Source organism: Sphingomonas hankookensis (assembly GCF_022664465.1).
GTDB lineage: Bacteria > Pseudomonadota > Alphaproteobacteria > Sphingomonadales > Sphingomonadaceae > Sphingomonas > Sphingomonas hankookensis.
Genome location: NZ_JAKREV010000002.1, coordinates 475,699 through 501,740, shown reverse-complemented (window position 1 = coordinate 501,740; position 26,042 = coordinate 475,699). Strand labels below are relative to the sequence as shown.

Below are 26,042 nucleotides of genomic sequence, written 5' to 3'. Positions count from 1 at the left end.
GCGGAGGGCGCGCATGACGACAGGAGCGGAGCAGGGCGAGATCGCCGAAGTCGGGTCGCCGGTGCTGGTGCCCGCCGATCCGGTCGATGGTGTCGCACCGTGGCGGTGGATGACGACGGTGATCGCGGTGGCGACGCTGTTCCTTGGGGTTTTCAACGCGCATGCGATCGCGGCGTGGTTCGATGAGCTGCCGCCTTCACCCTATACCGAGCCGTTGCGCGCACCGATCGCGGCGTGGGCGGCGACGACTGCGCGGCTGGGGCTCGATGCGCCTCGGGCAGCGGTACGGGCGCGGTGGGAGCAGGCGCAGGCCATGCGGTTCGGGAGCGAGCAGCCGGGCGAGGATGGCAGCGCGCGGTAGTTTCTACTTCCGCTCGCCCCGTTTGCCTCGAGCGCAGGTTCGAGCCTGTCGAGAACCGTAGTCGAGAAGGGGACGCCCCTAACAACTGCGTTCTCGACGGACGCTTCTCGACAAGCTCGAAGCTGCTCGAACCAAACGGATGGGATAGCGCCACAAACAGCAACGCCCGCGCGAGGCTGGCTCGGCGCGGGCGTTGCGGGGTTCCTGCCGGAGCAGGAGCGGATCAGCGGTAGAAGGTGTGGTCGGCGATCTGCGCGACGCGGGTGCGCTTCGGGAACGAGGCACCGGCCGAGTGGAAGAACAGCGCGCCGGGGGCGACGTCTTCGCCCTTGCCGCTCAGCGTACGCTTGGCGATGTCGACCGCGGTGCTCCAGCGGCCGTTGTCGCGCGGCGGGTTGTAGGCGTCGACGTTGAAGAACTGGCCGCGCTGCTTGACGACACCGCAGGCGCTCTTGGCGAAGCGGCCGCTCTTCATGCGGGCGCGGATAACCTGCGCGACGGCCAGCTGGCCCTTGTGCGGCTGGTTGCCGGCTTCGTGGACGACGACCTTGGCGACGCATTCGACTTCGGTCTTGTCGAGATCGGCCAGTTCGTCAGCGGCTTCGTCGGTGACGACGTCGGCGGCTTCGGTCGGGAGCTGCTGCACCACCGGAGCAGGTGCGGCAAAGGTAACGGGGGCAGGAACAGGCGTGGGGGCGACTGGTGCGGGCTGTACGACCGGGAGTTCGGGGTCCGTGTTCATCGCGACATGGGCGCTCGCTACGCCACTTGCCGCCGTCAGGCTCCACAACACCAATACGGACCAACGCTTGTTCATTCCCACTCACTGATTGTGCGCAAGGGTGCCCGCCATCGGCCGCGAAAACGCGGACAAAAAGTAGCGGCCGTCGGGATCCCCCACGTCTCACCGTCCAATCCCCGCTTCTTGAATGGGCGGGTCATCGGACCGGTTGAAAATCTGCGACGTCCCTTCGGGCCGGCGCGGCAAAGTGTCAACTTGGCGGCCGTTCATCGGCGACGAACCGTTCGTGGCATCCGATCAATCCACGCCCGAAACAATAAAAAGATCGTCCGTAAATGCGCGGAAACCATGTTTTTGTCGCGGGCTTGTCGCGAATCGCCGATAGAATCGATGTTTCGGGATCGTCCGCAACGACTAGTCGGACGGCTCGCGATACTTGGCGAAACTCTCCGACAACCAGTGTCGAAACGCCTGCATCGCCGGCCCGGGAACCCGCGATTTCAGCCGGGTGAGCCAATAGCCGTCGGTTCCCGCGGTCAGGCGGAACGGGCGCACCAGTCGCCCGCTGTCGATCTCGCGCGCGAACATCGCGGGCGGTGCCAGCGCGACCCCTTCGCCCAGCATCGCCGCCTGCACCATCACCAGCGAGGAGTCGAACAGCGGCCCGTGCAGCGCCGCCGCCTCCACCCCTGCCGCTGCGAACCAGCTCGGCCAATCCTGCGGGCGATAGGAGCGTAGCAGCGGCATCCGCAACAGATCGGCCGGCGCATGCAGTCCGCGCGCCAGCGCGGGCGAGCATAGCGGCGTCAACGGCGCCGGACATATCGCCGCGGCCTCGACGCCATGCCAAGCGCCGTCACCGAAGCGGATGGCGTAATCTAGGCTTTCGGCGGCCAGGTCGATTTTGTTGTTGTTGGTCAACAGCCGCAGGTCGATGCCGGGGCAGGCGGCGCGGAAGGCGGGCAGGCGTTCGAGGAGCGCGCCGACCACGAAGGTGCCGACCGCGCTGACCGTCAGCACGTCCTGCACCCCGCCGCCGGCGAACCTGTCGAACAGCCGGTCGATCGCGCCGAACGAGTCGATCAGCGTCGGCGCCAGCGCCAGCCCTTCGTCGGTCAGATGCAGTCCGCGACTGGAGCGGCGGAACAGCGCGACGCCCAGCCGCGCTTCCAGCGCCTTGATCTGGTGGCTGACCGCGGCCTGCGTGACGCACAGTTCGTCGGCGGCGCGGGTGAACGACAAATGGCGCGCCGACGCCTCGAACGCGCGAAGGGCATTCAACGGAACCGGGGTACGCGTCATCGATGCCCAGATTTCCTAAGGATCGGACCGAGAGATGATCCTTTGTCCGCGCCGGCCATCCGCGTCAATCCTGTCGTCGACGAGCAATGAGAGGGACGGACATGCGCTATCGGACGATGTTGCTGGGATGGATCGCGGTGCTGGCCGCACCGGCGGTCGCCGCCGATCCGGCGGCATGGAGCACGCCCACCGAACCGTTCGCGATCACCGACAATGTCTATTATGTCGGGACGCAGGGACTGTCGGCGTATCTGATCGTGTCGTCGGACGGGGCGATCCTGCTCGACGGGACGCAGGACCGCAACGCCGCGCTGATCGAACGCAATATCCGCCGCGTCGGCGTGCCGTTGTCGCGGGTCAAGCTGATCGTCAGCAACCACGCGCATGACGATCATGTCGGCGCGGTGGCGCGGATCAAGCGCGACACCGGCGCCCGCTTTCTGGCGAGTGCCGGCGATCGCTGGGCACTGGAACACGGTACCAGCCGTGGCGATACCGATTATACCGCGCGCCGCTATCCCCCGATCAAGGTCGACCGGGTGGTGCGCGATGGCGAGGTCGTGCGGCTGGGCAATGTCGCGCTCACCGCGCATCTGACGCCGGGTCATACGCCGGGTTGCACCAGCTGGAGCATGACCGCGCCCGATCGCGGCGTGGCGCGCCGGGTCCTGTTCCCGTGCAGCATCAGCGTCGCGGGTAACCGGCTGGTCGGCAATCGCGCCTATCCCGGCATCGTCGGCGACTTCCGCGCGACCTTCGCCAAGCTGGCGGCGATGTCGGCCGATATCGTACTGACCAGCCATCCCGAGGCGGCGGACGTCGTCGAACGCGGCGCGCAGCGGCAGGCGGGGCAGCGCGATGCTTTTGTCGACCGTACGCTGCTGCCCAAGCTCGTCGCGGACTATCGCGACGCGTTCGACGAGGATCTGGCGACGCAACGCAAGGGAAAGTAGCCGCCGCTGCCGTCGGCATGGGATCGGACACCGCAAGGGCTGCGGCACCATGGTCGCGATAACGCGACGCGGTCGCGAAGTCGGTATCGGTTGGGCGATGAAGGCGGTAAGGTGATGGCGATGTCGCCGCCCGTTTCGCCCAGCCCGCAACGCGGCCGCTTCCTCCGCTGGGGATGGATCGCGCTCGGCTGGTTCTTCGTTCTGCTCGGCTTCATCGGCGCGCTGTTGCCGGTGATGCCGACGACGATCTTCCTGATCCTCGCGGCCGGAAGTTTCGCGCGCGGGTCGCCGCGGCTGGAGCGCTGGCTGCTCGACCATCCGCGCTTCGGCCCGACGCTGGTCGCATGGCGGCGCGACGGGGCGATCGGGCGCGGGCCCAAGGCCATGGCGTGCGGCGGTATCGCGCTGGGCTATGGCATCTTTCTATGGGCGGCGCGGCCGGGGGTGGCGCTGGCGCTGGTCGTCGCGGCGGCGATGGCGGCGTGTGCCGCCTATATCGTCACGCGTCCGGCCCCGATGCGATGATCGTGACAACCGGCACCAGCGCGGCGAGGCTGATTTCCAGCTCGGCATGGCGGAACGGCTTTGTCAGGCGCGGGATATCGGCGTCGATCCCGGCTTCGTCGGCATAGCCCGAGACGATCAACACCGGCAGCGTCGGGTGGCTGACGCGCAGCAGCCGCGCGAGATCGGCACCGCTCATCCCCGGCATCAGATGGTCGGTGACGAGGACGTCGGGGACCAGCCCGCCCTCGATCAGCCGCAGCGCCTCTTCGGCCGATGCCGCCTCGACCACATGATAGCTGAGGTCGGCGAGCATGTGCGCGGTGCTCATCCGCACCAGATCTTCGTCATCAATCAGCAGCGCGGTGCCGAGCTGTGCCGGGATCGCGGCGAATTCGATCGGGCGATCCTCGTCGACCGGTGCGGCGGCGCTGACCGGCAACCACAGGCAGATGGTGGTACCGGCGCCGGCCGCGCTGTCGATCGTCAGCCCGCCGCCCAGCTGCGCGGTCAGGCCATGCACCATCGACAGGCCAAGGCCGGTGCCCTTGCCCACGCCCTTGGTCGAAAAGAACGGTTCGATTGCGCGGCGCAGCGTATCCTCGTCCATGCCGCACCCGGTGTCGCCGACGCTCAGCCGGACATATTGGCCGGGCGCGAGGCCGGTCGGGTCGTTCGCGAAGACGCTGCGGTGCGACGCGGCGATGGTCAGCGTGCCGCCATCGGGCATCGCGTCGCGCGCATTCACCGCGAGGTTCAGCAGCGCCATTTCCAGCTGGTTGAGATCGGCGCGCGCCGGGGCCAGATCGTCCAGTTCGACCCGAACCGCGATGGTCGGGCCCAGTGTCGATTCGATCAGCCCGGTCATGCTGTCGATCACCCGCGCGACATCGACCGCGGTCGGTTGCAGCGGCTGCCGCCGGGCAAAGGCGAGCAGCCGCTGCACCAGCATCTTGGCGCGTTCGGCCGATTGCAGCGCGCCCGCGATCAGCCGCTGTTCGCGATCGGTGCCGATGCCCTTTCGCACCAGCAGGTCGAGCGAGCCGATGATCGGGGTCAGCAGATTGTTGAAATCATGCGCGACGCCGCCGGTCAGGCTGCCCATCGCTTCCATCTTCTGACTCTGGCGCAGCGCCTCGCGTGCGATCTCCAGATCGGCCTCGCGGGCCTTGGTTTCGCTCAGGTCGCGGCCGACCGCAACGAAGTTGACGCCGTCGGCCTCGGGCGCGACGGTCCATTCGATATGCTTCCATTCGTCGTCGAGCGTGGCGATGCGGTTTTCGAAACGGGTCGGGCGACGGGTCTGCGCCATCTGCGCGATCGCCCGCATCGTGTGCGGCACGTCATCGGGGTGCATGAAGCTGGCATAGCCGCGTCGCAGCAGCTCGACCTCGCTCCAGCCCAGCACCCGCGACCATGCCGGGCTGACCGCCGACATCATGCCCGAATAATCGGCGCGCGCCAGCATGTCCTGCGACAGGTTCCACAACCGGTCGCGTTCGGCGGAGCGGACCGCAATCTGTTCCTCCAGCGTTTCGTTCATGCGGAGGAGCTCTTCCTCGGCACGGGCGCGTTCGACCGCGCTCTTCACGCGTTCGCCGACCTCCTGTACCAGGCGTTCCTCAGCCGCGGTCCATGCGCGGGCGGTTGCCGACTGGACGGCAAGCACTCCGACCCATTCGCTTTCGTCGAACAGCAGCACGTCGATGAACGCACCGACCCGGCGGTCGGCCAACCCGGCGCGCGCTTCGTCGTTCAACCGTGCGTCGCCCGCCACATCGTGCGTTACGACCGGCGCGCCCGATCGATAGGCGGAAAGGAGGCCGGGGCCGAACGCCTCGAGCGAATGGACGCCCTTCAGCGAAGGTACGCCGCGGCAATGGTCGAAATCGACGGTCATCATCCCGCCGCCGATCTCGGCATAGAAGACGCGGCTGGCGCCCATCCACTCGCCCAGCCGTTCGGCGGCGGCCATCATGATCGCGTCACGCGTGGCGAGCGGGCGCAGCGCGTCGGACAGCGACAGCAGGAACTGGGTACGCCGGGCGTTCGCCACCCGCTCGGTCGTCTCGGCCAGGATGCAGATCACCCCCGCCGGTTCGCCCCGTTCGTCGAGGACCGGCGAATAATCGAGGTCCATCCACACCTGTTCGGGGCGGCCGTAGCGATGCAGCGTCAGTTCCTGGTCGCTATAGCGCAGCGTACCGCCGGCCAGCCCGACCCGCATCACATGGTCGTTGAAATCGGCGACCTCGGGCCAGCCCTCGCGCACGTTCGATCCGAGCAGATGCGGATGTCGCCCACCCGCGAACAGCGAATAGGCGTCGTTGTACAACATCACGCCCTCGACCCCCCACAACATCACGATCGGCACCGGCGAGCGCAGCAGCAGCGCAGTGGCGGTGCGCAGGCTCTGCGGCCATTGCGCGATAGGCCCCAGCGGCGTGGCGGACCAGTCAAGGGCGGCGATTAGCGCCGCGCACTCCCCGCCACCCAGCAGAAATTCATGCGCCGGGGCGGGACGGAGCGTATCGACGATACGAAGGTCGGACATCGGGGCGGAACGATCCTGCAGAAAACACCTTGCCGGGCGGGATCGGTGTCCCGGGGCATCGACACCGCGTACTAACGCAAATTGCATTTCGAGGGAAATCGTCCCTTCGCACTGCGACCATGGTTTGCGCGCGGCCGGAATCACTGCATCCTGCAACAGGTTGCGTCGGATGGGCAGCCCGTATCCATCTGGCAACAACAGAACCTTTAAGTTTCCATTCATTCGGACAGGCAGATGCGCTTGGACGAGCGGTGCGTTGTCGAATGTCTCGCAACGGGTGCGTGCCCAGACTGTTCTCTACCGCGCTTTACGGCTAATCGAACGGTACTCAACTGGATCGGAAAATACGTGTCCCGGGAACTGCCTACGCCGCTTGTCGACTATTTCGAGAAATCGCGCGTGGCTTTGGCCATGGCGGCGGCGGAAGGCGACAATCACCTCGTCCTGGTGAATGCGCCGTTCTGCACGTTGACCGGCTATACCCCGGACGACGTGATTGGTCGAAATTGCCGGATGTTGCAGCGTGACGCGCCGAACGTCGAACCGCGCGCCCGGCTGCGCGAATTTCTCGAACGGCCCAACCAGCCCAACGTGCGGACGCCGATCGTCAATTTTCGCAAGGACGGGACGCCGTTCGTCAACCTGCTCTATATGTCGCGGCTGCAGTCGATCGACGGGCAGACGCGCTATTTCTTCGCATCGCAGTTCGACGTCAGCCGGTCGCAGCCCGACCTGCTCGCGGAGTATGAGGAGCAGCTGACGTCGACGATCGGCCGGCTCGTCCCGATCGCCGGCGATGCCGGGATCGTGGTGGAGGGTACGCTCCTGACTATCGCCAACAGTGCCGCGATCGTGGCACAGGCGAAGATGATGCTTGCCGATCTCGAGTCCGCGCCCGGTGCATGACGTCGTGAAGCCGCGGTCCGACGATGCGCAGGACGCCGCGATCGGCGGGTTGCCGATCGTCGGCATCGGTGCCTCGGCCGGCGGGCTGGAGGCGCTGCGCGAGATGCTGGCGCCTGCCACGCTGCCGACGGGCCTCGCGTTCGTCGTGGTCCAGCACCTCGACCCCAATCACGAGAGCATGCTGGCGCAGCTGCTCGACCGCAACACCGTGCTGGAGGTGTTGCAGAGCGCGGGCGGCGAGCGGATCGTGCCGGACACCGTCTATATCATTCCGCCCGGCCGCGGCCTTGCGATCCGGGGCGGGGTGCTGGAACTGACCGATTTCGAGCAGCCGCGCGGGCTGCGCCGGCCGATCGACGATTTCTTCGTCTCGCTGGCCGGCGACCAGCAATCGAACGCGGCGTGCGTAATCCTGTCGGGCACCGGCGCCGATGGAACGACGGGCCTGCGCGCGATCAAGGAAAATGGCGGGGTGTGCGTGGCGCAGCAGCCTGAAAGCGCGCGCTACGACGGGATGCCGCTGTCGGCGGTCGGCACCGGCATGACCGATTTCGTCAAGCCGCCCGGCGAAATCCTGCATTGCCTGCAGGCGTTCTTCCAACGGCGCGGCAGCGATCCCGTGGAGCCTGAGGCGAACGTCGTCGCCGACCATGTCGACGAGATGTGCCGGGTGCTGCGCAACGCCATCGGCCACGACTTTTCGGGCTATAAGCGCTCGACATTGGTCCGCCGGGTGGAGCGGCGGATGCATGTGCTGGGGATCGATACCGGGCGTGCCTATCTGGCGCGTATCCGCAGCGATGCGAAGGAATGCGAGGCGCTGTTCCGCGACCTGCTGATCAACGTCACCCGTTTCTTCCGCGACGCCGATGCGTTCGAGGTGCTGCGCACGCGCGTGATCGAACCGCTGATGGCCGATCGCGCCTCCGACGAGGATATCCGCATCTGGGTGCCGGGCTGTTCGAGCGGCGAGGAAGCGTACACCATCGCGATGCTGTTCGCCGATGCGGCGCGCAAGGCGGGATCGCCGCTGGCGGTGCAGATCTTTGCGACCGACATCGACGAACAGATGCTGTCGATCGCGCGCGAGGGCAGCTATCCCGCTGCGGCGATGGCCGACGTTCCGCCACATCTGCGCGAACGCTATACCGTGCCGCACGCCGAAAGATTCACTATCTCCGCGCCGATCCGCGACATGATCCGCTTTTCCAGCCACAGCCTGGTCAAGGACCCGCCGTTTTCGCGGATCGACCTAGTGTCGTGCCGCAACCTGCTGATCTATTTCGACGACCGGTTGCAGCAGGCGGTGCTGCCGCTGTTCCATTATGCGCTGCGGCCCGGCGGGTTCCTGTTCCTGGGGCCGTCGGAAAGCGTTGGGCGGTTCGAGCATCTGTTCTTGGCCGTCGACCAGCAGGCCCGGCTGTTCGAACGCGGCCCCGGCGCGCCCAACTATCCGATCGACCTGCCCGGCAGCCAGCGCCAGCCGGTTTCCCGGCGCGAGCGCGACAACCGCGGCGACACGACCTCGCTCGGCAGCGAGGCGCTGGCGACCCGGCGGATGGTCGAGCGCTATGCCCCGCCCAGCCTGATCGTCGATCAGGATGGCGGGATCATTTCCGCGTACGGCAAGCTCAGCCGCTATTTCGAATTCCCGGTGACGCGCACCGGTGGCAGCAGCGCGGTGAACCTCGCGCGGCCAGGCCTGCGCAACGTCATCGGCCCGTTGCTGCGACAGGCGCGTGACGAACGCCGCCGGGTGGTGGCGCGCGATGTCGCGGTCGAAACCGATTACGGCACGCAGCCGGTCGAGGTGATCTGCGATCCGCTGGGCGACGGTACGCTGCTGTTCGTGTTCCGCGATACCGGTCCGTTCGTGCCGTCCGACCCGAGTGAGTTGCAGGACCTCGAACCCAGCGACGATCATCTGGAATCGCTGGAGGACGAACTGCGCCTGACGCGCCACCGGCTGCGCTCGGCGATCGAGGAACTGGAGACGGCGAACGAGGAGCTGAAAAGCTCCAACGAAGAAATGATGTCGATGAACGAGGAGCTTCAGTCGACGAACGAGGAACTGTCGACCGTCAACGACGAGTTGAAGAGCAAGGTCGACCAGCTGACGGTCGCCAATTCCGACCTGCGCAACTTCTTCGAATCGACCGAACTCGCCGTCGTCGTGCTCGATGCCGATTTGAAGGTGCGCAGCTATACCGATGCCGCGACGCGCATCTTCCCGTTGAAACCCGCCGATCGTGGCCGCCCGTTGACCGATGTCGCCAGCCGGTTGCGCGATGCGACGCATCTCGACGATGCCCGTGCGGTCGCGAATGGTGCGCCGCCGACCCAGCGCCGGGTGCACAGCGTCGACGGGCAGCATGTCTACTCACTCCGCGTGCTGCCCTATCGCACGCAGAGCGGCGGCGTGGACGGCACGACGCTGGTGCTGAACGAAATCACCGATGCGCTGGTGCTGGAGCGGCAACTGGCGGCGGAGCGTGAGCGGCTGGATCTCGCCATCAAGGCCGCGGGCATCGGCGTATGGGAATATTGCCCCGAAAATGGCGAAGTGATGCTTGATCCGGTCGAACGGCAGCTGTTCGAGATCGGCGCCGATACGAAAGCGAGCATCGACATGCTGCTGAACCGGATCGACCCAGACGACCTGCCGAAGGTCGAGGCGTCGCTGCGCCGCGCGAACGAGCGCAGCGGTGATTTCGAGGCGACGTTCCGCCTGCATCGCAGCGATGGCGAAGTCCGCTGGATCAAGGGGTTCGGTCGCGCGATCGCCGGATCGGCGCCGCAGCGGCTGGTCGGCGTGTCGATCGACGTCACCCCCGAATATGCGCTGGCCGAAACGCGCGAACTGATGCTGCGCGAGATGAACCACCGCGTGAAGAACCTGTTCGCGGTGATCGCGGGCATGATGACCATCGCCGCGCGCAGCCATGACGATGTGCGCAGTTTCGCCGATGACCTGCGCCACCGGATCGCCGCGCTGGGATCGGCGCATTCGCTGGCGTCGCCGGCGGGACGGCCGCATGCGGTGGGGCTGGACGATATCGTCGCGACCACGCTGGCGCCGTATCGCGACCATGCGCGGATCGAAATCGACGGTCCGGTCGTTGCACTCGATCGAAGCTGCCTTTCCCCCCTGGCGCTCATTCTGCACGAATGGGCAACCAATTCGATGAAATACGGGGCGCTGGGCAGCGGTGGTGAACGGAGCCTGCAGGTGCGGTGGCAGGTCGGGGACGACGGGATCGTATTGACATGGACCGAGGATGCGGGCGCGATGCGTGACCGGGAACCGGGCAAGCGTGGCTTCGGATCGGTGCTGGTGGAAACCAGCGTACGGCAACTGCGCGGGAACCTGACCAGCACGGATACCGACGGGCAATTCCGCCTCGACGTCCAGCTGCCGGCCAGCGTCATCCTGCATGACTAACCCGGTTCTGCTCGTCGAGGACGAGCTGTTCATCGCACTGGACGTACAGGCGACGATCGAGGCGGCTGGCTTCGAGGTCGAGGGGCCGTGCATGACGCTGGTCGAGGCGCAGGCCGCAGTCGCGCGGCACGGTGCCGCGTTCGCCGCCGCGGTGCTCGATGTGCGGCTGGCCGACGGGACCGTCTTCGCCGCCGCCGATCAGTTGCACGCTGCGGGCGTGCCGCTGATCTTCCATTCGGGCCATGCCGACGACGAGGACCTACGGCAACGCTATCCGCAGGCGACCGTCTGTCCCAAGCCGAGCGCCCCGGCGGCGCTGTCCGAAGCCATCCGGCGCAGCGCTGCGCCGAACGGCGAGGATACGGAAGAGCGCGCGGTCGGCTGACGCTGCGCCGCCCGGGTCAGGAGGCGATCCGGACCGAGACGCGCACCGTGCGGGGCTGGCCGGGGAAGATCCATACCCGGCTATACGAGCTTTGCGCATAGCGTTCGTCGAACAGGTTGTCGGCCTCGGCGCGTAGCGTCAGGCGCGGCGACAGCGCGTATTCGACTGCGGCCTTCGCCTTCACATAGGCTGGCAGCACGACGAAATCGCGCTCGATCGATCCGGCACGGTCGCCGACATAGCTCACGCCCGCGCTGACCGACACGCCGCGGCCCGCCTCGTCGAGGAAGCGGCCGAGCGCGAACAGCGTGCCGCTATGGTCGGGGACGTTGAGCGCGCGATCGGTGGGGAAGGCGGCGTCATCGACCCGTGCCCGTGACCACGCATAATTGCCCACCAGCTGCCAGTGCCGCGCGATGCGCACCGACGCATCGAACTCGATGCCCCGGCTTTGGAGGCTGCCGACGGGTGCCAGGAAGTTGGAATCGACCGGATCGTTGGTCAAAATCCCCTGTTTACGGATGTCGAACCACGTCGCCGCGACGTCGATCCCCGGCCAGCGCCCGGCGATCCCGACTTCATACCCCTTGCCGCTTTCCGGCGCGAAGCCCTGACCGAAGCGGTCCGTCCCCGAATTGAGGACGAAGTTCTCGCCCCAGTTCGCGTGGACTGCGATCGCGTCGGTCGCCTGATATTTAGCGCCGACGCGGAAGTGGAGCGGCTGGTCGACGGTGCGCCCGATCCGGCCGGTATTGTTGTTCAGGATACGCTGGCGATAGGCGTCGAAGCGGACGCCGCCCGACAGCGTCAGGCGATCGGTCGCCTGCCACATATCCTGTGCGTACAGCGTGCCGACCCAGCGCTTCTCGCGATTGTTGGTGAAGGGCAGCAGCGTCGGCGGCGTCTGTCCATAGACGGGATCGAACACGTCGATCGCGTAGGGATTGCCCCCGGTCGCCGGGTTGCCCGGATTGCGCCGCATCCAGCGTTCGGCATAATCGAGGACATAGCCCTTCATGCCGAAGCTCGGGCGATGGTTCCCGATCCGGCCGGACAGCTCGACGCGTGCCGACCAGTCGTCGACCTCGAAATCGCGCGAGCGGCGCTGGCGCCACAAGGTGCGCTCGTTTACCAGCCGCGACTGGTCGGACGACAGACCCTTCAGCGTCCCCGTCCGCCACGCCACGCCGCCATTGACGATCCAGTCGTTGCCGAGGTCGAACAGCCCCGTCAGCTGGTGCCGCTGGTTACGGAACCGGGTGAGGCCGTCGTTCGGTTCGCCAAAATAGGCCGACCGGTCCACGGCGTTGGCGTCGCCGCGGATCGCGGGGATGCCGCGGTCGAACAGCGTGTCGAACCGCGTGATCTCGCCGATATAGGTCAGCCGTACCGCATCCGATGGACGCCAGGTGAGCGAGGGCGCCACCACCTGCCGCTCCAGTGCCACGAAGTCGCGCCAGCCGTCCGTATCCTCGGCGGCGACGACGATCCGCGCAGCCAGCGTCGAACCGATCGGGCCGGTCGCATCGACCTCCACCCGGCGCGTATCGAACGATCCGTAGGTGAAGGTCGCATAGGCCGATGGCGTGAAGCCGGGCGTCTTGCTGACGATGTTCACTCGGCCCGCGGGATCGATATCGCCGAACAGCGCGCCGGCCGGTCCCTTCAACACCTCGATCCGCTCGGTCGTCGCCGGATCGCGCGGCGGACCCATGCCGCGATTGGCGAGGAAGCCGTCGACATAATATTCGGCGCCGCCATCGGGCGTGCCGAGGAATCCGCGAATGGCGAAATTGTCCATCACCCCGCCGCGATTATTCTGGTTGCTGATCCCGCTGACCAGTTCGAGCGCATCGGACAGGCGATAGGCGCCGGCGGCGGTCAACAGGTCGCGCTCGATCGAGCGGCTCGACTGCGACAGGCTGTGGGTCGCGTGATCGGACGAGATCGTCGCATCCTCGCCGGTACGACGATTGCCGAGCACGACGATCTCGGCGGTATCGTCGGTTTGCGGGGCGGCGGGAGCGGGGGCCGGCGCCTGGGCGAAGGCGGGCAGGACATGGAAGGGCAGCGGCGACAGCAGTACCGCCGCCCGGACAAGTTTGAACACGATCGATTCCTGTTATGTTGTAACGTTGCCTTGCTGGGCTTTTCCGACGCTGTCAATCGGCGAGAGGCCGTACCACGTGGCCCTTGCGCATCGTCTGCGGCCATGGTTGACGGGCGGTGTTCCCTTGCGAAAGCCGCGCCATGTCCGACCGTCTCCACGTCCTGACGCTGTCCTGTCCCGACCAGCCGGGGATCGTCGCGCGGGTCACCGGGCTGTTGTTCGATCATGGCGGCAATATCCGCGAGGCGGCGCAGTTCGACGATGCCGAGACGGGGCGGTTCTTCATGCGGATCGTCTTCACGCTGCCCGATACGCAGGCGCCCCGCCTGAATGATCGCTTCGCCGATCTGGCGACGCGCGACGGCATTACCTGGGCGATCCGGCCGACCGATCGCGCGCGGAAGGTGTTGCTGCTGGTGTCGAAGTTCGACCATTGCCTCGCCGACCTGCTCTATCGCTCGCGGATCGGCGAGCTGGCGATGGACGTCGTCGGCATCGTGTCCAACCATCCGCGCGCGACGTTCGACGGCATCGACCTGGGCAGCGTGCCGTTCCATCATCTGCCGATCACGCCCGCGACAAAGGCGGCGCAGGAAGCGGCGATCAAGGCGGTGGTGACCGACAGCGGCGCCGAACTGGTAGTGCTGGCGCGCTATATGCAGATCCTGTCGGACGATCTGGCGGCGTTCCTGTCGGGGCGGTGCATCAACATCCACCACAGCTTCCTGCCCGGGTTCAAGGGCGCCAAACCCTATCACCAGGCGCATGCCCGGGGCGTGAAGATGATCGGCGCCACCGCGCACTATGTCACCGCCGACCTCGACGAAGGACCGATCATCGCGCAGGACGTCGAGCATGTGACCCATGCCGACAGCCCCGAGACGCTGGTGCGCAAAGGACGCGACATCGAACGGCGGGTGCTGGCGCGCGCGGTGCGCCACCATCTGGCCGACCGGGTGCTGCTGAACGGGGCGAAGACGGTGGTGTTTACCGACTGAAGCGTGCGCGCTGCCGGGCGGCGTGGATCGCCATCGCGGTTCCGGCATGCCCGCGCAGCTGTGCCCGCACCGCCTGTCCGACCCGCCGGCCATGGACCATCAACGGTACGCCGAGCAGGGCGGGGGGCAGCAGCGCGACCGCCAGCGCCGACCCGTCGAGCGTCAGGCACAGCGCCGACGCCCCGCCGGTCAGCAATGCGCCGCCCGCGCGCCATCGCCAGTCCCGCCGGGTCATTTCGCGCGCTCCGTCGGGTCGGCGATCACTACGTCTCCGGCGCCCGCCAAGGCGGCATGGCACAGCAGGATGTCGGCCGGGAACGCAGCCTCCTCGCGCAGCGCTTCGCCCATGTCGGCGCAGTCGAAGCGATAGCCGATCGCCGGGTCGGCATGGCGCAGCGCCGCCGCCTTCGCCCGGCCGATCAGTGCCGGTGCGCCGTCGATCCCGCGCACCTCGATCGCGGTGAAGCCGATCGATCGGGCATAGCGCGCGGCTTCGATCAGCAGCGTGCCGCACCCGCAATCGGCATCGACGATGCGCACCGCGCGCCGGTGCCGCAGCCGCAGCCCGTCCAGCGTCGCGGCGATCCGCGGCCAGCGGGCGTCGGATCGCGGCGAACGGCGTGGCGGCGGGGCAGGGGCCGCAACGGACGGCGGCCTGACGAAGCGTAGTTGTAGCGTGGCGCTCATCGAACGGCCTCCAACGGTTCGAACGATACCAGCGGCACCAGCGGTTCACTCATGCAGCGCAGCAGCGCGTGATAGGTCTGGCATTCGGCCGCCGCGAACTGCATCGCCGCACCGCGCGACACGAAGCGGCCCTCCAGCATGCCTTCGCTGTCCTGCACCAGCCAGTGGCCGGCAATGTCCTGTCCTACGAAAATGGCGGTCGCCCGTTCGTCGGGCTCCGGGTGGGGTTGATACGACATGGGTGTCGCAAAGCCTTGCATGACCGGGCGTCCAGCACCCGTCTCGTCCAGCTACGCCCCTTCCCATAGTCTTTCGAGAGCGATTTCCGGAAAGGGCATAGCGCCGACATAATGCGCGGTCGCGGGCCGGGAGTGCTCGCCAGGCAGCGGCACGGACGTGTCGGACCATGCCGCTGGCACTCGTCGAACCGGATCGCTCGGGGAGCGGGTTTCCCCCGCACCCCGAGACGTTCTGCGTCCATCGTCAGTAGAACAACCGCACCGATGCCAAGACCATGCGGCCGTACAGCGTGCGCGCCAGCGCGATGTTGCTGGCGGGCAGCGACCCTTGCAGCGTTTCGGTGATCGCCATCGTGTTGAACAGGTTGGAGGCGTTCACGCTCAGGACCAGACGGTCCACCGGGCGTACTTCGGCAAACAGGCCGACCGTCGTATAGGCGGGCAGGTACAGCTGGTTGATATCCTGCGCATAGCTACCGGTAAAGCCGACGACGTTGGCACCGATCGAGAAGCGTTCGGCATCATATCGCGGCGTCAGCTGGTAGATCAACGCAAGCTGATGGCGCGGCGTGTTGCCGACCAGCACGGGGTCCTGCGCAGAGGTGATCTGGGCGTCGACCAGCGTGCTGCTGGCGGTGAGGCTGATCGGCCCTTGGCGATAGCCACCTTCCAGTTCCGCACCATAGGCGCGGGCACCGTGGGCTACCGGGCAAGTCATCCGGGCCTGCCGGCGACGACCTGCGTCACCCATTCCGGCACCTCGACCGGCAAATGGTGGGCCGCATAGGGTACGGTGACATGGCGCCCATCCGCAACGCCTCTGGCGATTTCCTCGCCCAGGGCAGGGGGCGTGGCCTGATCCAGCACCCCGGACAGAATATCGACCGGCACATCGATGCTGCCGAGCAGCCCGGTAATGTCCGGTCGAGCGATCGCTGCCGCATCGATGGCTTTTACCAGCAGCGCAGGATCGTGTCGCATCATGGCCGCGTGTTCGGCCGCAACCTCCTCCGGATGGCTTTCGATCCAGTACCTGGCCGTCGTCAGCTGCTGGATGCCGCGCATGACCTCGCCACGTTCGGCTTCGGATTGTCGCAGCGACGATCGGCGGTGCCGCCAGCCGTCGAGCCGATCGGGATTTTCGGCACGGGCGGACGTGTTCACCAGTACCAGTCTGTCGACCAGCGATCGGTGACGTGCCGCGACCCGCAGGGCGATCATGCCGCCCTGGCTGTGTCCGACGATCGTCACCGGTTGCCGGCAATGCTCCTTGATCCACAGCGCGATATCCTCGGCAATGCCGTCCAGGTCGAGGCCGTCGCGCCAACCGCTCGCGCCGTGCCCCGGCATGTCGAACGCGATGCACCGTCGGCGGTCGGCGAGCGTGGTGGTCTGATGCGACCAGAAATGGCGGTCGAGGAACAGGCCGTGAAGGAACAGCACCGGTGCCCCCGCTCCGGTGTCGTCCCATCCGTAGATCGTGCCATTGATCGATGCGCGCCGCGCGACGCTGTCGCTTCCATGGGCCCCGGCGATGAGAAGCGAATCCTCGAAAATCTGGTAGCGCGAGATCAGGCCATCGCGCACGGTGAACCGAATGGCATAGTCGCTGTCGACGATCGCGCCGGTCGATACGACCCGGTGGCGGAAGTGGCCCAGCACCATCACGTCTTCTCCCGCGGCAATCAGCCGATCGACGGAAAAGTCGATCGGGCGGAAGCAGGACGGGAACCGCGTCTGCCATGCGCGAACCGCATCGCGCCCGCGGAAAATACCCACCGTCCCGACGACCGGATCGCCGTCGACTTGCCAGATCGCTTGCGGCTGGATCAATGCCATCGCCGCTTCGACATCTCCCGCTCCGAACGCTGCGAGATACCGCTCCACGATCGAGCGCGGCTCAGTCATGACGCGCTCCGAGCACCGTCCGCAGCGCCGCAATGGCGTTGAGCGAGGCGGGAAAGCCGGCGTACAGGCTCGTCTGGATGATCACCTCGACGATCTCGGCCGTGGTCGCACCGACGTTGAGCGCCGCACCCAGATGTACCTCCAGCTGAGGCCGGGCATTCCCCATGACCGTCAGGGCGGCGACGGTCGCCAACTCGCGCGTCCGCAAATCCAGCCCCCGGCCGGCTGTAGACGTCGCCGAACCCGAACTCGATGATGTAGCGTCCAAGGTCCGGGGGCAGATCGGCCGGACCCGCGATCACCGCATCGCCGGCCGCACCATCGATTTCCGCCAGTCGCGCGGTGCTGCGCGCATATCGATCCTCTGTCATGTCGCGTCTCCTCTATGCGCAGGTAGACGCCGAGGCCGTTGATCAGGAATGGATGATGCTGGAGATCGATTTTCCAGATATGGAGGAGCCATGGACTGGGGCGATCTTCGACGCTTTCTGGCCGTCGCGCGAGGCGGCGGGCTCAGCAGCGCCACGTGCGACCTTGGCATCAGCCCGCAAACCGCCGGCCGTCGCGTCGCCGCGTTGGAAACGTCGTTGGGCGTTCCGTTGTTCGTTCGTCATCCCAGCGGATTCGATTGACCGACGATGGCCGGGCGATGCTCGGCGACGCGGGCAAGGTCGAAGAGGCGATGCGTCGCCTTGGCGACAATGCCGCTGCCAGAGGCGGCGACGTGGCGGGCGTGGTACGAATGGCCGCGCCGGAGACGTTGACCACCAACCTCGTCCTGCCGGCGCTGCGCCCAATTCTGGATCGCTACCCCGCCCTGATGCTGGACGTTGTGACCGGCATCGACACCATCGGCATCGCACGAGGTGAAGGCGTATTTCCTGCGCCCCGCGATCCGCCGCCCATCGCTCGATCGTGTCATAGATCGACCGGCCGATGTCTTTTCCTCTGGCGGCTGCATCAACGATCGTGAAGCCGAGATACCAAACACCATTGCTTGGGTAGTCGCGTAGAATGGCGACCACCGCCATAAGTCCATTCTGGCGCGCCAGCCCATAACGGTCTGATCCACCGAACTCTTTTCCTCTGGAACATCCCGGAACAGCTCGGTCGCATCCGTCAGCGTCGCCGGCTCCCTGGCTGATCGACGAACGTGTAAGCGCGATGGTGTAACTGGATTGTCGCCCGGCAGGCCCGTCGATCGGAGTACCCGGAAGACCTGCCATCGCTCGGCCAAAGATGTCCGGCAACATCCTATAATAAATGCGTTTTTTCAACTTCGTTCCGTTGAATGACGATGCCCCGTCGTTGCTAACAAACATCTCTTACCCGACGTTTAGTCAAGTTTAAGTCTTCGGGACTAATGCGATCGTCCGCTTAACGGAACCTGTTTCACGCGCCTGCAATCAAAGGACAAAAATGCTTCGTCTCACTCTTCTTGTTGCTGCTTCGCATCTTGCGCTGTGCGCGCCCGCCATGGCCGAAGACGTCGCTCCGGCCGCGCAGGCCGCGTCGCCGGTGAAGGACAATGACAGCGTCAGCACCGGCGTCGCCAAGGGGCGCGATCGTCTGGACAGCGCGACGTCGACCAGCATCCTGCGCGAGGCCGATATCCAGAAGCTCGCCCCGCGTTCGATCGGCGAGCTGCTGCGCGCCGTGCCCGGACTGCGATCCGAGGCGGCGGCCGGCGAGGCGATCGCGAACTTCACGATCCGCGGGCTGCCGATCTCGACCTCGGGCGGCAAGTTCGTGCAGCTTCAGGAAGACGGGCTGCCCATCCTCGAATTCGGTGACATCCTGGGCACCAGCGCCGATGCCTATCTGCGCGCCGACCTGAACTTGGCGCAGCTTGAGGTAATCCGCGGCGGTTCCGCCTCTACCTTCGCCTCCAATTCGCCGGGCGGCATCATCAACTTCATCTCGAAGACGGGTGATGTCGAAGGCGGCGCGATCGCGCTGACCACAGGCATCGACTACGAGCAATATCGGGCCGATTTCGACTATGGCGCGAAGCTGACCGACACGGTGCGCTTCCATGTCGGCGGCTTCTACCGCCAGGGCGAAGGACCGCGTCGCACCGGCTATGACGCGCAGAAGGGCGGGCAGATCAAGCTGAACGTCACGAAGGAACTGAGCAACGGCTATATCCGCCTGTATCTCAAGCATCTCGACGACCGGTCGCCCTATTACGACGTGGTGCCGATGCGGGTGACCGGGACGAACGACAAGCCCACCTACAGCGCGCTGCCCGGTTTCGACCCGCTGAAGGACACGCTGGCGTCACGCTACTTCCTCAGCAACCTGAAGCTCGACCGCAACAACAACCCCGAGGCGACCGACCTGCGCGACGGCCATCGGTCGAAGATGGATTCGTTCGGCCTCGAAACGCGGCTCGACCTTGCCGGCTGGACGGTAACCGAACGGTTCCGCTACGCCCGGATCTCGGGTGGCCTGGTCGCGCCGTTCGGCTCGTTCAACATGCCGGCCTTCATCTCGATCCTGCAGTTCGCGGGGTCGGGTGGCTCGCTGAGCTACGCCAACGGTCCGAACGCCGGGGCGCGGGTGAATGTGAACACCATCAACGGCAACGGCATCGTGATGTTCGTGCCGGTGATCGACAAGAACAATCGCGCCCTCGACAACATCACCAACGATATCCGCGCGAGCCGCGTCTGGCCGCTGGGATCGGGCGACCTGACGACCACCGCCGGCTTCTATGCCGCGCGACAGACCATCGATGCGGACACGACCTATTCGACGGTGCTGATGGAGGCGTTGGGCGGCGGACAGGCTGCTCTGCTCAATCTGACGCGGGCCAACGGCACCCAGTTGAGCACGAACGGCTTCCGCGCCTATGACCTGTTCTCGAACCCCGGCGTGCTGCGCCAGACGGTCGACGTCGATTACCGCGTCAACGCGCCCTTCGCATCGCTGAACTATCACCTCGGCAAGGTGTCGGTCGGCGCGAGCGTGCGCTACGACTTCGGTGGCGCGCGTGGCCAGGTGTTCGGCGCGGGCCTTAGGGGCGGCCGGGTCGGCACCACGACCTTCGACCTCGATCGCGACGGGAATATATCGCCCGCCGAGCAGAGGGTCGCGATCACGCCGCTGAACGCCCCGGGGACCGTCAATTACGACTATGGGTATCTGTCCTATTCCGGTGGCATCAACTTCCGCGTCGCCGAATCGCTGGCGCTGTTCGCCCGCTATAGCCGTGGTGCGCGTGCGAATGCCGACCGGATCCTGTTCTCGCCGCTGCTGAACAGCACGACCGGCAAGGCGATCATCCCCGGCGCGCTGGTCGACGTCGTTCGCCAAGCTGAAGGGGGAGTGAAGTTCCGCCGCGACAACATCACGCTCAATCTCACCGGCTTCTGGGCCCGAGCGGAGGACACCAACCTCGACACGAATACCGGCGGGCTGATCCAGCGCGAATACAGTGCCAAGGGCCTCGAATTCGAGGGTGCCGTGCGCCACGGTCCGTTCAGCCTGTCCGCCGGCGCGACCTATACCAAGGCCGAGATTTCGCAGGACAAGAATCCGGCGTTTGTCGGCCAGCAGCCGCGGCATCAGCCGGATCTGATCTTCCAGGCCACGCCGCAGGTCACGCTGGAACGCTTCAACATCGGGGCGGTCTTCATCGGGGCCACCGACAGCTATAGCCAGAACCTGAACCGGTTGAAGATGCCGGGCTTCGTCACGACGAATGCCTTCGTCCAGATCGATGTCGGGCAGAATGTCCTGCTGTCGCTCAACGCCAACAACCTGTTGAACACGGTGGCACTGATGGATGTCGCCAGCACGGTGCTGCCGGCCGACGGCGCCGCGTCGGTCCGCACCCTGAACGGGCGCACGGTGTCGGCGACGGTGCGCGTCGGCTTCTGATCCGGCCATTGCAGCACGCGCGGCGATCGCCGCGCGTGCTGCCCGATCGGCCATATGAACAAGGCACCGTCCGACGGTCGAATGCCCCCCCACGTTCAGCCGCGCTCCAGACCGAAGCCAAGATGGCGGATGGTCGGAAAGGCCACTCCCGATTGGGAACCGCCAGCGAGACGACCGGGGCGTTCCCATTGGGGTGGCGAAATGGGAATGTCCGCTTCTGATAGGATCAGCCATTCGCCGAGATGAAGGCAAACGGCGATATATGGTCGGGAGCCGCCGCTCATGGTAGTCAATCAGGCGGGGCACATATCATGCAGCGAGGTAGAGTTTAACTCCCCGCGCTGGTTTTCATGTCATTGTTCGGCCCGTTGCGATCACCGGTTGCCAATCGACCGAAGGGTATTGGATCTTCTCTACGGCATCGCGGAGTACCGTCATTTCGGCGCCGCGCCCATACAGCGTGCTGACGGATCCATCTGCATGGCGAAGAGCAAATCGACGATTTCTCTCAAAACCTTGCGGCGCACGGCGCGCTTCCCGGTGTGGCGAAACGAGTAGAACACCAGCTCCGGATCGGACAGGCCGATTGCATCGAGGAAATCGTTCAGCACCCGCGATAGGCGCTGCGTCCGGCTGCCATAGGCATTGGCTTCCAGTTCGGGAAACAGCCATTCCGCGCGGCGCGCATTCGCCATGTCGAGGAAGCTCGCTTCAAGCAGCGTCGAATGCAACGGGATGTCCCGCTTGGCGCTGGCGGTCTTCATCCGCTTGGCCGGCCCCTCTTGCTCCTCTCGGACGCGCAGACGATCGGGTTCGATGGCAATGTAGGGGACGCCATCGTCGGTCTTGATGTTCCCGGCCGTCGTTTACCCAGTTCGTCGAGCCGGCAACCGGTGAATGGCGCGAGCATCAGAATCCAGAACAGCGTTCGGGGCGCCACCCCGCCGCGTTCCGGCCGGCGCGCAGTGAAAATCCTGGTCATATCCTCCGGCTCGAAGGGAAGGCGTGCGTCCTCCACCGACTTCTTGGGCATGGCCTTCACGATCTTGGCGACGTTGCCGTCGATGACCTCCATCTCCTCGACCGCGTGTTCGAGAGTCACCCCTATGGCCGACAAAGCCTTGTTGACGGTCGCGGCCGCTAGCGTAGGCAATCCTTCGGCCTATGCGAGTTCGACCTGTTCCAGCAAGGGTAGAGCGGCAACCTCTTTCTTTGCCCGGCTTGGAAGTCCGGCACAGGTGCGGCGATAGGCGCGTACCATCGATGCCGTGATCTTGTCGACGGGCGGGTCGTCATGAAGCTGGGCGAAGCGATTTACGGCGGTTCGCCACTCGTCGATGAGTTTGGCCTCGCGCGGCTCGCACTTTGCCCAGGCTTCATAGACCTGGGTAATGGTCGGCACCGTCTTGGCTGGCGGCGTCGGCAGTTGAGGTTCGTTCGAAGGTGGGGAGAGCGCGGGTACCACCGCCGCAGCGCCCGTAACAAGGACCGAGGGTGGTAGGATACGGCTCCGTGCGGGATCGATGCTGAGGGCGCAGGCGTCGCAGAGCCTGTCGAGGTAAACCCGACCAATTGCCTCATAGAGTTCGGGTGCCAGCGGCCAGCCGAGGGCGTTGGCGGAGGCCACCGCTGCGGGTTCGACTTGCGTGATCGCGCAGATCATCAAGGTCCGGCGGCACGCCAAAGTCGTAGCGGGCACCGGGCGCATGGTCGGTCAGGCCCTTGGCATATCCGAATGCCCCGAGCTCGAGCGCGCCGAGCTTCTGCGCCACGCGGCGGAGTTGCAAGTTCGACTGTCCGTCGAGAAAATCATCGACCATCATCCGTGCCGAGCGGAATTGCCGGCTGGCCAAGGCGCGGCGGGCCGCGGCAAGCTTCTGCTCATAGATTACGGCATGTGGGTGGTAGCGCTGACGGGCTTCGTCGGGGTCGCGGGTATCAAGGGTGCGCTTATACTCGCTCGACGCGCCATCGAAGAACGGGTCGCCGCGCGGCGGAGACGATCCGTCGGAAGCAGAAAATACCGGTGCGAGGATCTTTGAAGGGACTGGCCATACGGATCACTTTGTACCCATCCTTTGTACACAAGGATGGATAAAGCGCCCATGAAGACCGCCTAAACCGCGCAAATCCACCATTCTGGCGGGCGCTGGTGACCCCTACGGGAATCGAACCCGTGTTTCAGCCGTGAAAGGGCCGCGTCCTAACCGCTAGACGAAGGGGCCGTGAAGGCGTGGACGGGCTGTTAGGGGAGGGTTGCCGATCGGTCAACAGCGTTTTGCGTTTTTTCGTCAGTCGGCCCACGCCATGTCGTCGATATGCAGTTCGGCGGCGGGGCGGCTGCCCCAGTCGTCAAGCTTTGCGCGCCCCGCCAGCCATAATTTGCGGTGCGGCGGGGCGCCGAGCAGCGCCATCCCGAGATCGGTTTCGGCCTGCCGGAACGCCACGCCCTTGAAGCGGCGGCCGTCGTCGCCGGTCACGATCGCGCGGACATGGCCGTTGCCGACGATATCGGCCTTCACGATCCGCACCGGTCCCGCTGCCACGCGCGGCGCGGGCCAGCCCATGCCGTACGGGCCGCCGGCCTCCAGCGCCTCGATCAGCATCGGGCTTACGCCGCCGGGCGCCAGGATGGCGTCGACCAGCAGCGCGCGGTCCTCGCGCGTACGCTCGACCGCTTGCGCCATGCGGTCGTGCAGGAAGTCGGCGAGCGCGGGGATCGCGTCCTCCGTCACGGTGACGCCGGCCGCCGCGGCATGGCCGCCGCCTGCGCTGACCAGCCCCAGTTCTTTGGCGGCGAGGATCGCGGCGCCCATGTCGACGCCGGGGATCGAGCGGCCCGATCCCTTGCCCACGCCGTGATCGTCGACCGCGATGACCAGCACCGGCCGGCCGAGCTTTTCCTTCAGCCGCCCGGCGACGATGCCGATAACGCCGGGATGCCAGCCACGCCCGGACACGACGACGCAGCCCCGCGCCTCCTGCGCCCGCGCCGACAGGTCGGCCGACGCCTGCACATCGCCCTCGATCAGGCGCCGTTCCTCGTTCAGCCGGTCGAGTTCGACCGCCAGCGTGCGTGCTTCCTCCGGGTCCTGCGTCGTCAGCAGGCGTACGCCCAGGTCCGACTTGCCGACCCGTCCGCCGGCATTGATCCGGGGACCCAGCGCGAAGCCCAGATCGGTGGCGGTGGGCGCCCGCGTCAGCCGCGAAGCCTCCATCAGCGCGGCGATGCCGATATTCTGCCGCCGGGCCATGACCTTCAGCCCTTGCGCCACGAATGCCCGGTTCAGCCCGCGCAACTGTGCGACGTCGGCAACCGTGCCGAGTGCCACCAGATCGAGCAGGTCGAGCAGCCGCGGTTCGGTTCGCCCGGCAAAGAAGCCGCGCGCGCGCAGCGTCCGCACCAGCGCCGCCGCCAGCAGGAACGCGACGCCGACCGCCGCCAGATGGCCGTGCGCCGCGCCGTCGCCTTCGTCCAGCCGGTTGGGGTTCACGATCGCCAGCGCGGGCGGCAGCTGCGTCGTGCATTGATGATGGTCGACCACCAGCACATCGACCCCGGCGTCGCGGGTGGCGGCCAGCGCATCGAACGCCTGCGCCCCGCAATCGACCGTCACGATCAGCGTCGCGCCCTCGCTCGCCAGTTGCAGCATTGCCGTGGCGTTGGGCCCGTACCCCTCGCGCTGGCGATCGGGAATATAGGGGCGGGCGGTCAGGCCGAGGTCGCGCAGCAGCCGGACGAGCAATGCCGAGGACGTCGCGCCATCGACGTCGTAATCGCCGAAGATAGCGACCTTTTCCCCCGCCACCACTGCGTCGGCGAGGCGGTCGGCGGCGCGGTCCATGTCGCGGAAGATCGACGGATCGGGCATGAATTCGCGGATGCTGGGCGCTTTGTGCGCGACCAGCCCCTCGCGCGGGCAGCCGCGCGCCAGCAGGATACGGGTGACGAGGTCGTCGGCGACGAACCCCTCGTCGCACACATCGCCCTCCAGCCCGCGCCAGCGCCATGGCTGTCCCAGGATCGAGCGATGCACATTGAGTACGGAACGCATGTCCGCCCTGTTAGGCGCGCGGCCGGCACGGGTCCAGCGGGTTGGGAAGCCTTACTGGCTCGCCTTTTCGAGGCTGGCGGCGATCTCGCGCACCTGCTGGCGGGCATATTGCGGCGCCGACCGGGCATAGAGGGCGCGCAGATAGGCGAGGTCGGTGGCGGTCATCGACGGCGGCGGGGTGGCGTCCGGTTCGAACAGCGACAGGATCGTGCCGACCTTGCCCGTGCCGCTTGCCGGCCTGGTCCGCGCAAAGGTGCGCATCGCGACATAGTCTGCGATCTGCGTCGTGGTCTTGCCGGGCAGCGCCGGCCATTCGAGCACCACGACCGAGAACTGGATCGCCTGTTGCGTCGGCGGGGCGAGATAGGAGGCACGCCGGACCTCGAGATTGGCCCACCATGCCCCGATCGGCGTCAGGCCGGGTATGCCGTCCTCGTTCTGCAATTCCACCAGCGACCATGCCCGCGCCGGCGCCTGCATCGTACGCAAACGGCCGAGCAAGGCGCTTGGCAGGCCGTAGACCAATGGGCTCTGCGTCTTTTCGAGCGCGCGGACGAGGCCGGCACCATCGTCGACACCGATGATGGCGATGTTGCCGCGACAGTCCGCCTTGCCGACCGGCAGCTCGATCGCAGAGGCGACGGCGCGGATGCGCGCCTCGATCTCGGCGGCGATCGCCGGGGGAAAGCCGATGGCACGGGGGCAGGCCGTCACGCCCAGCCGCGCGAGCTGCCGGTCGATCGGTACCGAGATGCTGTTGGTGAAGGTGCGCGCTTCGTCGCGGGTCAGCGCCACGCGACCGGTGACGACGATCTCCGATGTCGCGGGCGGCTCGGGCGGCGGCGTCTGCGCGCCGGCCGTGCCGGCAAAGAGTGCGGCGAACAGCCATGTCGTCCGAACCGCGTATCGCATCTGCCGCCTCTTTCCCGCCCGATGGCGACGACTAACCATGAACGTCGGTCATATGCAAAGCCCGATCGGGCCAACCCGCACTGGAAATTTGTCTTCCGA

The 26,042-nt window shown here is 66.5% G+C and carries 26 protein-coding genes, 1 tRNA gene and 1 pseudogene; 11 read left to right on the top strand and 17 right to left on the bottom strand.

Going from position 1 to position 26,042, the window contains the following annotated elements:
• Window positions 1-13: 13 nt before the first annotated feature.
• Window positions 14-361 carry a hypothetical protein gene (locus tag MF610_RS07770; RefSeq protein ID WP_242194573.1) on the top strand — a complete coding sequence of 116 codons (348 nt, stop codon included), beginning with the start codon at window positions 14-16 and terminating at the stop codon, window positions 359-361.
• 223 nt (window positions 362-584) lie between these two features.
• Here the strand turns inward: MF610_RS07770 and MF610_RS07765 are convergent, their stop codons facing one another.
• Together MF610_RS07765 and MF610_RS07760 are read right to left on the bottom strand one after the other, a co-directional pair.
• Window positions 585-1,178, bottom strand: coding sequence for a cell wall hydrolase (locus MF610_RS07765; protein ID WP_242194571.1), 594 nt, complete (start codon window positions 1,176-1,178; stop codon window positions 585-587).
• A gap of 339 nt (window positions 1,179-1,517) precedes the next feature.
• Complete coding sequence (locus MF610_RS07760) at window positions 1,518-2,405, bottom strand: LysR family transcriptional regulator (RefSeq protein ID WP_242194569.1); 888 nt, start codon at window positions 2,403-2,405, stop codon at window positions 1,518-1,520.
• Between the two features lie 101 nt (window positions 2,406-2,506).
• Here MF610_RS07760 and bla point away from each other — a divergent pair, with 101 nt between their 5' ends.
• Complete coding sequence (bla, locus tag MF610_RS07755) at window positions 2,507-3,358, top strand: subclass B3 metallo-beta-lactamase (protein ID WP_242194568.1); 852 nt, start codon at window positions 2,507-2,509, stop codon at window positions 3,356-3,358.
• Window positions 3,359-3,478: 120 nt separating this feature from the next.
• Window positions 3,479-3,883, top strand: a complete 405-nt coding sequence (locus tag MF610_RS07750) for a YbaN family protein (RefSeq protein ID WP_242194566.1) — start codon at window positions 3,479-3,481, stop codon at window positions 3,881-3,883.
• On the opposite strand, the gene MF610_RS07745 is transcribed toward MF610_RS07750, so the two are convergent.
• Window positions 3,858-6,416, bottom strand: coding sequence for a GAF domain-containing hybrid sensor histidine kinase/response regulator (locus MF610_RS07745; protein WP_242194564.1), 2,559 nt, complete (start codon window positions 6,414-6,416; stop codon window positions 3,858-3,860). The genes MF610_RS07750 and MF610_RS07745 overlap by 26 nt on opposite strands.
• A gap of 348 nt (window positions 6,417-6,764) precedes the next feature.
• On the opposite strand from MF610_RS07745, the gene MF610_RS07740 reads away from it, so the two are divergent.
• The 3 genes from MF610_RS07740 to MF610_RS07730 are packed head-to-tail and all read left to right on the top strand — an operon-like array spanning window position 6,765 to window position 11,149.
• Window positions 6,765-7,322: a PAS domain-containing protein gene (locus tag MF610_RS07740; RefSeq protein WP_242194562.1), complete on the top strand. Its 558-nt coding sequence runs from the start codon at window positions 6,765-6,767 to the stop codon at window positions 7,320-7,322.
• Between the two features lie 4 nt (window positions 7,323-7,326).
• Window positions 7,327-10,764: a CheR family methyltransferase gene (locus MF610_RS07735; RefSeq protein WP_339328516.1), complete on the top strand. Its 3,438-nt coding sequence runs from the start codon at window positions 7,327-7,329 to the stop codon at window positions 10,762-10,764.
• Window positions 10,757-11,149 (top strand): response regulator, encoded by a 393-nt coding sequence (locus MF610_RS07730; RefSeq protein WP_242194560.1) that lies wholly within the window; start codon window positions 10,757-10,759, stop codon window positions 11,147-11,149. Before MF610_RS07735 ends, MF610_RS07730 begins: the two co-directional genes overlap by 8 nt.
• A gap of 16 nt (window positions 11,150-11,165) precedes the next feature.
• Here the strand turns inward: MF610_RS07730 and MF610_RS07725 are convergent, their stop codons facing one another.
• A complete protein-coding gene (locus MF610_RS07725; protein ID WP_242194557.1) occupies window positions 11,166-13,259 on the bottom strand; it encodes a TonB-dependent siderophore receptor in 2,094 nt (697 codons plus the stop codon).
• Window positions 13,260-13,399: 140 nt separating this feature from the next.
• On the opposite strand from MF610_RS07725, the gene purU reads away from it, so the two are divergent.
• Window positions 13,400-14,257 carry a formyltetrahydrofolate deformylase gene (purU, locus tag MF610_RS07720; RefSeq protein WP_242194555.1) on the top strand — a complete coding sequence of 286 codons (858 nt, stop codon included), beginning with the start codon at window positions 13,400-13,402 and terminating at the stop codon, window positions 14,255-14,257.
• On the opposite strand, the gene MF610_RS07715 is transcribed toward purU, so the two are convergent.
• The 6 genes from MF610_RS07715 to MF610_RS07690 form a co-directional block, all read right to left on the bottom strand.
• Entirely contained in the window at window positions 14,247-14,492 is a 246-nt protein-coding gene (locus MF610_RS07715; RefSeq protein WP_242194553.1) for a hypothetical protein, read from the bottom strand. The two genes, purU and MF610_RS07715, sit on opposite strands and share 11 nt — an antisense overlap.
• Window positions 14,489-14,944: a class I SAM-dependent methyltransferase gene (locus tag MF610_RS07710; RefSeq protein WP_242194551.1), complete on the bottom strand. Its 456-nt coding sequence runs from the start codon at window positions 14,942-14,944 to the stop codon at window positions 14,489-14,491. The genes MF610_RS07715 and MF610_RS07710 overlap by 4 nt, the downstream gene beginning before the upstream one ends.
• On the bottom strand, window positions 14,941-15,183 hold the full coding sequence (locus MF610_RS07705) for a hypothetical protein (protein ID WP_242194549.1): 243 nt from the start codon (window positions 15,181-15,183) through the stop codon (window positions 14,941-14,943). The genes MF610_RS07710 and MF610_RS07705 overlap by 4 nt, the downstream gene beginning before the upstream one ends.
• Before the next feature lie 244 nt (window positions 15,184-15,427).
• Window positions 15,428-15,901 carry a TonB-dependent receptor domain-containing protein gene (locus MF610_RS07700; protein ID WP_242194547.1) on the bottom strand — a complete coding sequence of 158 codons (474 nt, stop codon included), beginning with the start codon at window positions 15,899-15,901 and terminating at the stop codon, window positions 15,428-15,430.
• Complete coding sequence (locus MF610_RS07695) at window positions 15,898-17,091, bottom strand: alpha/beta fold hydrolase (protein ID WP_242194546.1); 1,194 nt, start codon at window positions 17,089-17,091, stop codon at window positions 15,898-15,900. Before MF610_RS07695 ends, MF610_RS07700 begins: the two co-directional genes overlap by 4 nt.
• Window positions 17,084-17,284 (bottom strand): carboxymuconolactone decarboxylase family protein, encoded by a 201-nt coding sequence (locus tag MF610_RS07690; RefSeq protein ID WP_242194543.1) that lies wholly within the window; start codon window positions 17,282-17,284, stop codon window positions 17,084-17,086. Before MF610_RS07690 ends, MF610_RS07695 begins: the two co-directional genes overlap by 8 nt.
• 268 nt (window positions 17,285-17,552) lie before the next feature.
• On the opposite strand from MF610_RS07690, the gene MF610_RS07685 reads away from it, so the two are divergent.
• Window positions 17,553-17,723 (top strand): helix-turn-helix domain-containing protein, encoded by a 171-nt coding sequence (locus MF610_RS07685; RefSeq protein WP_242194541.1) that lies wholly within the window; start codon window positions 17,553-17,555, stop codon window positions 17,721-17,723.
• Window positions 17,720-18,064 (top strand): hypothetical protein, encoded by a 345-nt coding sequence (locus tag MF610_RS07680; RefSeq protein WP_242194539.1) that lies wholly within the window; start codon window positions 17,720-17,722, stop codon window positions 18,062-18,064. Before MF610_RS07685 ends, MF610_RS07680 begins: the two co-directional genes overlap by 4 nt.
• On the opposite strand, the pseudogene MF610_RS07675 reads toward MF610_RS07680, so the two are convergent.
• A pseudogene (locus MF610_RS07675) lies at window positions 18,018-18,122 on the bottom strand (GNAT family N-acetyltransferase); the annotation flags it as partial. The gene MF610_RS07680 and the pseudogene MF610_RS07675 sit on opposite strands and share 47 nt — an antisense overlap.
• Window positions 18,123-18,567: 445 nt before the next feature.
• On the opposite strand from MF610_RS07675, the gene MF610_RS07670 reads away from it, so the two are divergent.
• Window positions 18,568-20,976 (top strand): TonB-dependent receptor domain-containing protein, encoded by a 2,409-nt coding sequence (locus MF610_RS07670; RefSeq protein ID WP_242194537.1) that lies wholly within the window; start codon window positions 18,568-18,570, stop codon window positions 20,974-20,976.
• 434 nt (window positions 20,977-21,410) lie between these two features.
• On the opposite strand, the gene MF610_RS07665 is transcribed toward MF610_RS07670, so the two are convergent.
• From MF610_RS07665 to MF610_RS07655, 3 genes are read right to left on the bottom strand one after another with little or no spacing between them, the layout of a single operon-like run.
• The gene (locus MF610_RS07665) at window positions 21,411-21,740 is read right to left on the bottom strand and encodes a site-specific integrase (RefSeq protein WP_242194535.1); all 330 of its coding nucleotides are present in this window, start codon (window positions 21,738-21,740) and stop codon (window positions 21,411-21,413) included.
• Window positions 21,737-22,129 carry a site-specific integrase gene (locus MF610_RS07660; protein WP_242194533.1) on the bottom strand — a complete coding sequence of 131 codons (393 nt, stop codon included), beginning with the start codon at window positions 22,127-22,129 and terminating at the stop codon, window positions 21,737-21,739. The genes MF610_RS07665 and MF610_RS07660 overlap by 4 nt, the downstream gene beginning before the upstream one ends.
• Before the next feature lie 9 nt (window positions 22,130-22,138).
• Complete coding sequence (locus MF610_RS07655) at window positions 22,139-22,639, bottom strand: hypothetical protein (protein ID WP_242194531.1); 501 nt, start codon at window positions 22,637-22,639, stop codon at window positions 22,139-22,141.
• Here MF610_RS07655 and MF610_RS07650 point away from each other — a divergent pair.
• Window positions 22,623-23,018, top strand: coding sequence for a hypothetical protein (locus tag MF610_RS07650; protein WP_242194529.1), 396 nt, complete (start codon window positions 22,623-22,625; stop codon window positions 23,016-23,018). The two genes, MF610_RS07655 and MF610_RS07650, sit on opposite strands and share 17 nt — an antisense overlap.
• A 108-nt stretch (window positions 23,019-23,126) precedes the next feature.
• On the opposite strand, the gene MF610_RS07645 is transcribed toward MF610_RS07650, so the two are convergent.
• From MF610_RS07645 to MF610_RS07635, 3 genes are all read right to left on the bottom strand, one after another.
• Window positions 23,127-23,201 (bottom strand) — tRNA-Glu (locus MF610_RS07645).
• Window positions 23,202-23,267: 66 nt separating this feature from the next.
• Complete coding sequence (recJ, locus tag MF610_RS07640; RefSeq protein ID WP_242194528.1) at window positions 23,268-25,031, bottom strand: single-stranded-DNA-specific exonuclease RecJ; 1,764 nt, start codon at window positions 25,029-25,031, stop codon at window positions 23,268-23,270.
• A 51-nt stretch (window positions 25,032-25,082) separates the two neighbouring features.
• The gene (locus MF610_RS07635) at window positions 25,083-25,943 is read right to left on the bottom strand and encodes a hypothetical protein (protein ID WP_242194525.1); all 861 of its coding nucleotides are present in this window, start codon (window positions 25,941-25,943) and stop codon (window positions 25,083-25,085) included.
• Window positions 25,944-26,042: the final 99 nt, after the last annotated feature.

Bases quoted from the DNA above. Each gene is read 5' to 3' on its own strand.
- MF610_RS07700 (WP_242194547.1), bottom strand. From the start codon at position 15,901: ATGACTTGCCCGGTAGCCCACGGTGCCCGCGCCTATGGTGCGGAACTG.
- MF610_RS07695 (WP_242194546.1), bottom strand. From the start codon at position 17,091: ATGACTGAGCCGCGCTCGATCGTGGAGCGGTATCTCGCAGCGTTCGGA.
- MF610_RS07765 (WP_242194571.1), bottom strand. From the start codon at position 1,178: ATGAACAAGCGTTGGTCCGTATTGGTGTTGTGGAGCCTGACGGCGGCA.
- MF610_RS07730 (WP_242194560.1), top strand. From the start codon at position 10,757: ATGACTAACCCGGTTCTGCTCGTCGAGGACGAGCTGTTCATCGCACTG.
- MF610_RS07670 (WP_242194537.1), top strand. From the start codon at position 18,568: ATGGCCGAAGACGTCGCTCCGGCCGCGCAGGCCGCGTCGCCGGTGAAG.
- MF610_RS07710 (WP_242194551.1), bottom strand. From the start codon at position 14,944: ATGAGCGCCACGCTACAACTACGCTTCGTCAGGCCGCCGTCCGTTGCG.
- MF610_RS07745 (WP_242194564.1), bottom strand. From the start codon at position 6,416: ATGTCCGACCTTCGTATCGTCGATACGCTCCGTCCCGCCCCGGCGCAT.
- MF610_RS07665 (WP_242194535.1), bottom strand. From the start codon at position 21,740: ATGAAGACCGCCAGCGCCAAGCGGGACATCCCGTTGCATTCGACGCTG.
- MF610_RS07750 (WP_242194566.1), top strand. From the start codon at position 3,479: ATGTCGCCGCCCGTTTCGCCCAGCCCGCAACGCGGCCGCTTCCTCCGC.
- MF610_RS07760 (WP_242194569.1), bottom strand. From the start codon at position 2,405: ATGACGCGTACCCCGGTTCCGTTGAATGCCCTTCGCGCGTTCGAGGCG.
- MF610_RS07655 (WP_242194531.1), bottom strand. From the start codon at position 22,639: ATGATCTGCGCGATCACGCAAGTCGAACCCGCAGCGGTGGCCTCCGCC.
- MF610_RS07715 (WP_242194553.1), bottom strand. From the start codon at position 14,492: ATGACCCGGCGGGACTGGCGATGGCGCGCGGGCGGCGCATTGCTGACC.
- MF610_RS07770 (WP_242194573.1), top strand. From the start codon at position 14: ATGACGACAGGAGCGGAGCAGGGCGAGATCGCCGAAGTCGGGTCGCCG.
- bla (WP_242194568.1), top strand. From the start codon at position 2,507: ATGCGCTATCGGACGATGTTGCTGGGATGGATCGCGGTGCTGGCCGCA.
- MF610_RS07685 (WP_242194541.1), top strand. From the start codon at position 17,553: ATGGACTGGGGCGATCTTCGACGCTTTCTGGCCGTCGCGCGAGGCGGC.
- purU (WP_242194555.1), top strand. From the start codon at position 13,400: ATGTCCGACCGTCTCCACGTCCTGACGCTGTCCTGTCCCGACCAGCCG.
- MF610_RS07705 (WP_242194549.1), bottom strand. From the start codon at position 15,183: ATGTCGTATCAACCCCACCCGGAGCCCGACGAACGGGCGACCGCCATT.
- MF610_RS07635 (WP_242194525.1), bottom strand. From the start codon at position 25,943: ATGCGATACGCGGTTCGGACGACATGGCTGTTCGCCGCACTCTTTGCC.
- recJ (WP_242194528.1), bottom strand. From the start codon at position 25,031: ATGCGTTCCGTACTCAATGTGCATCGCTCGATCCTGGGACAGCCATGG.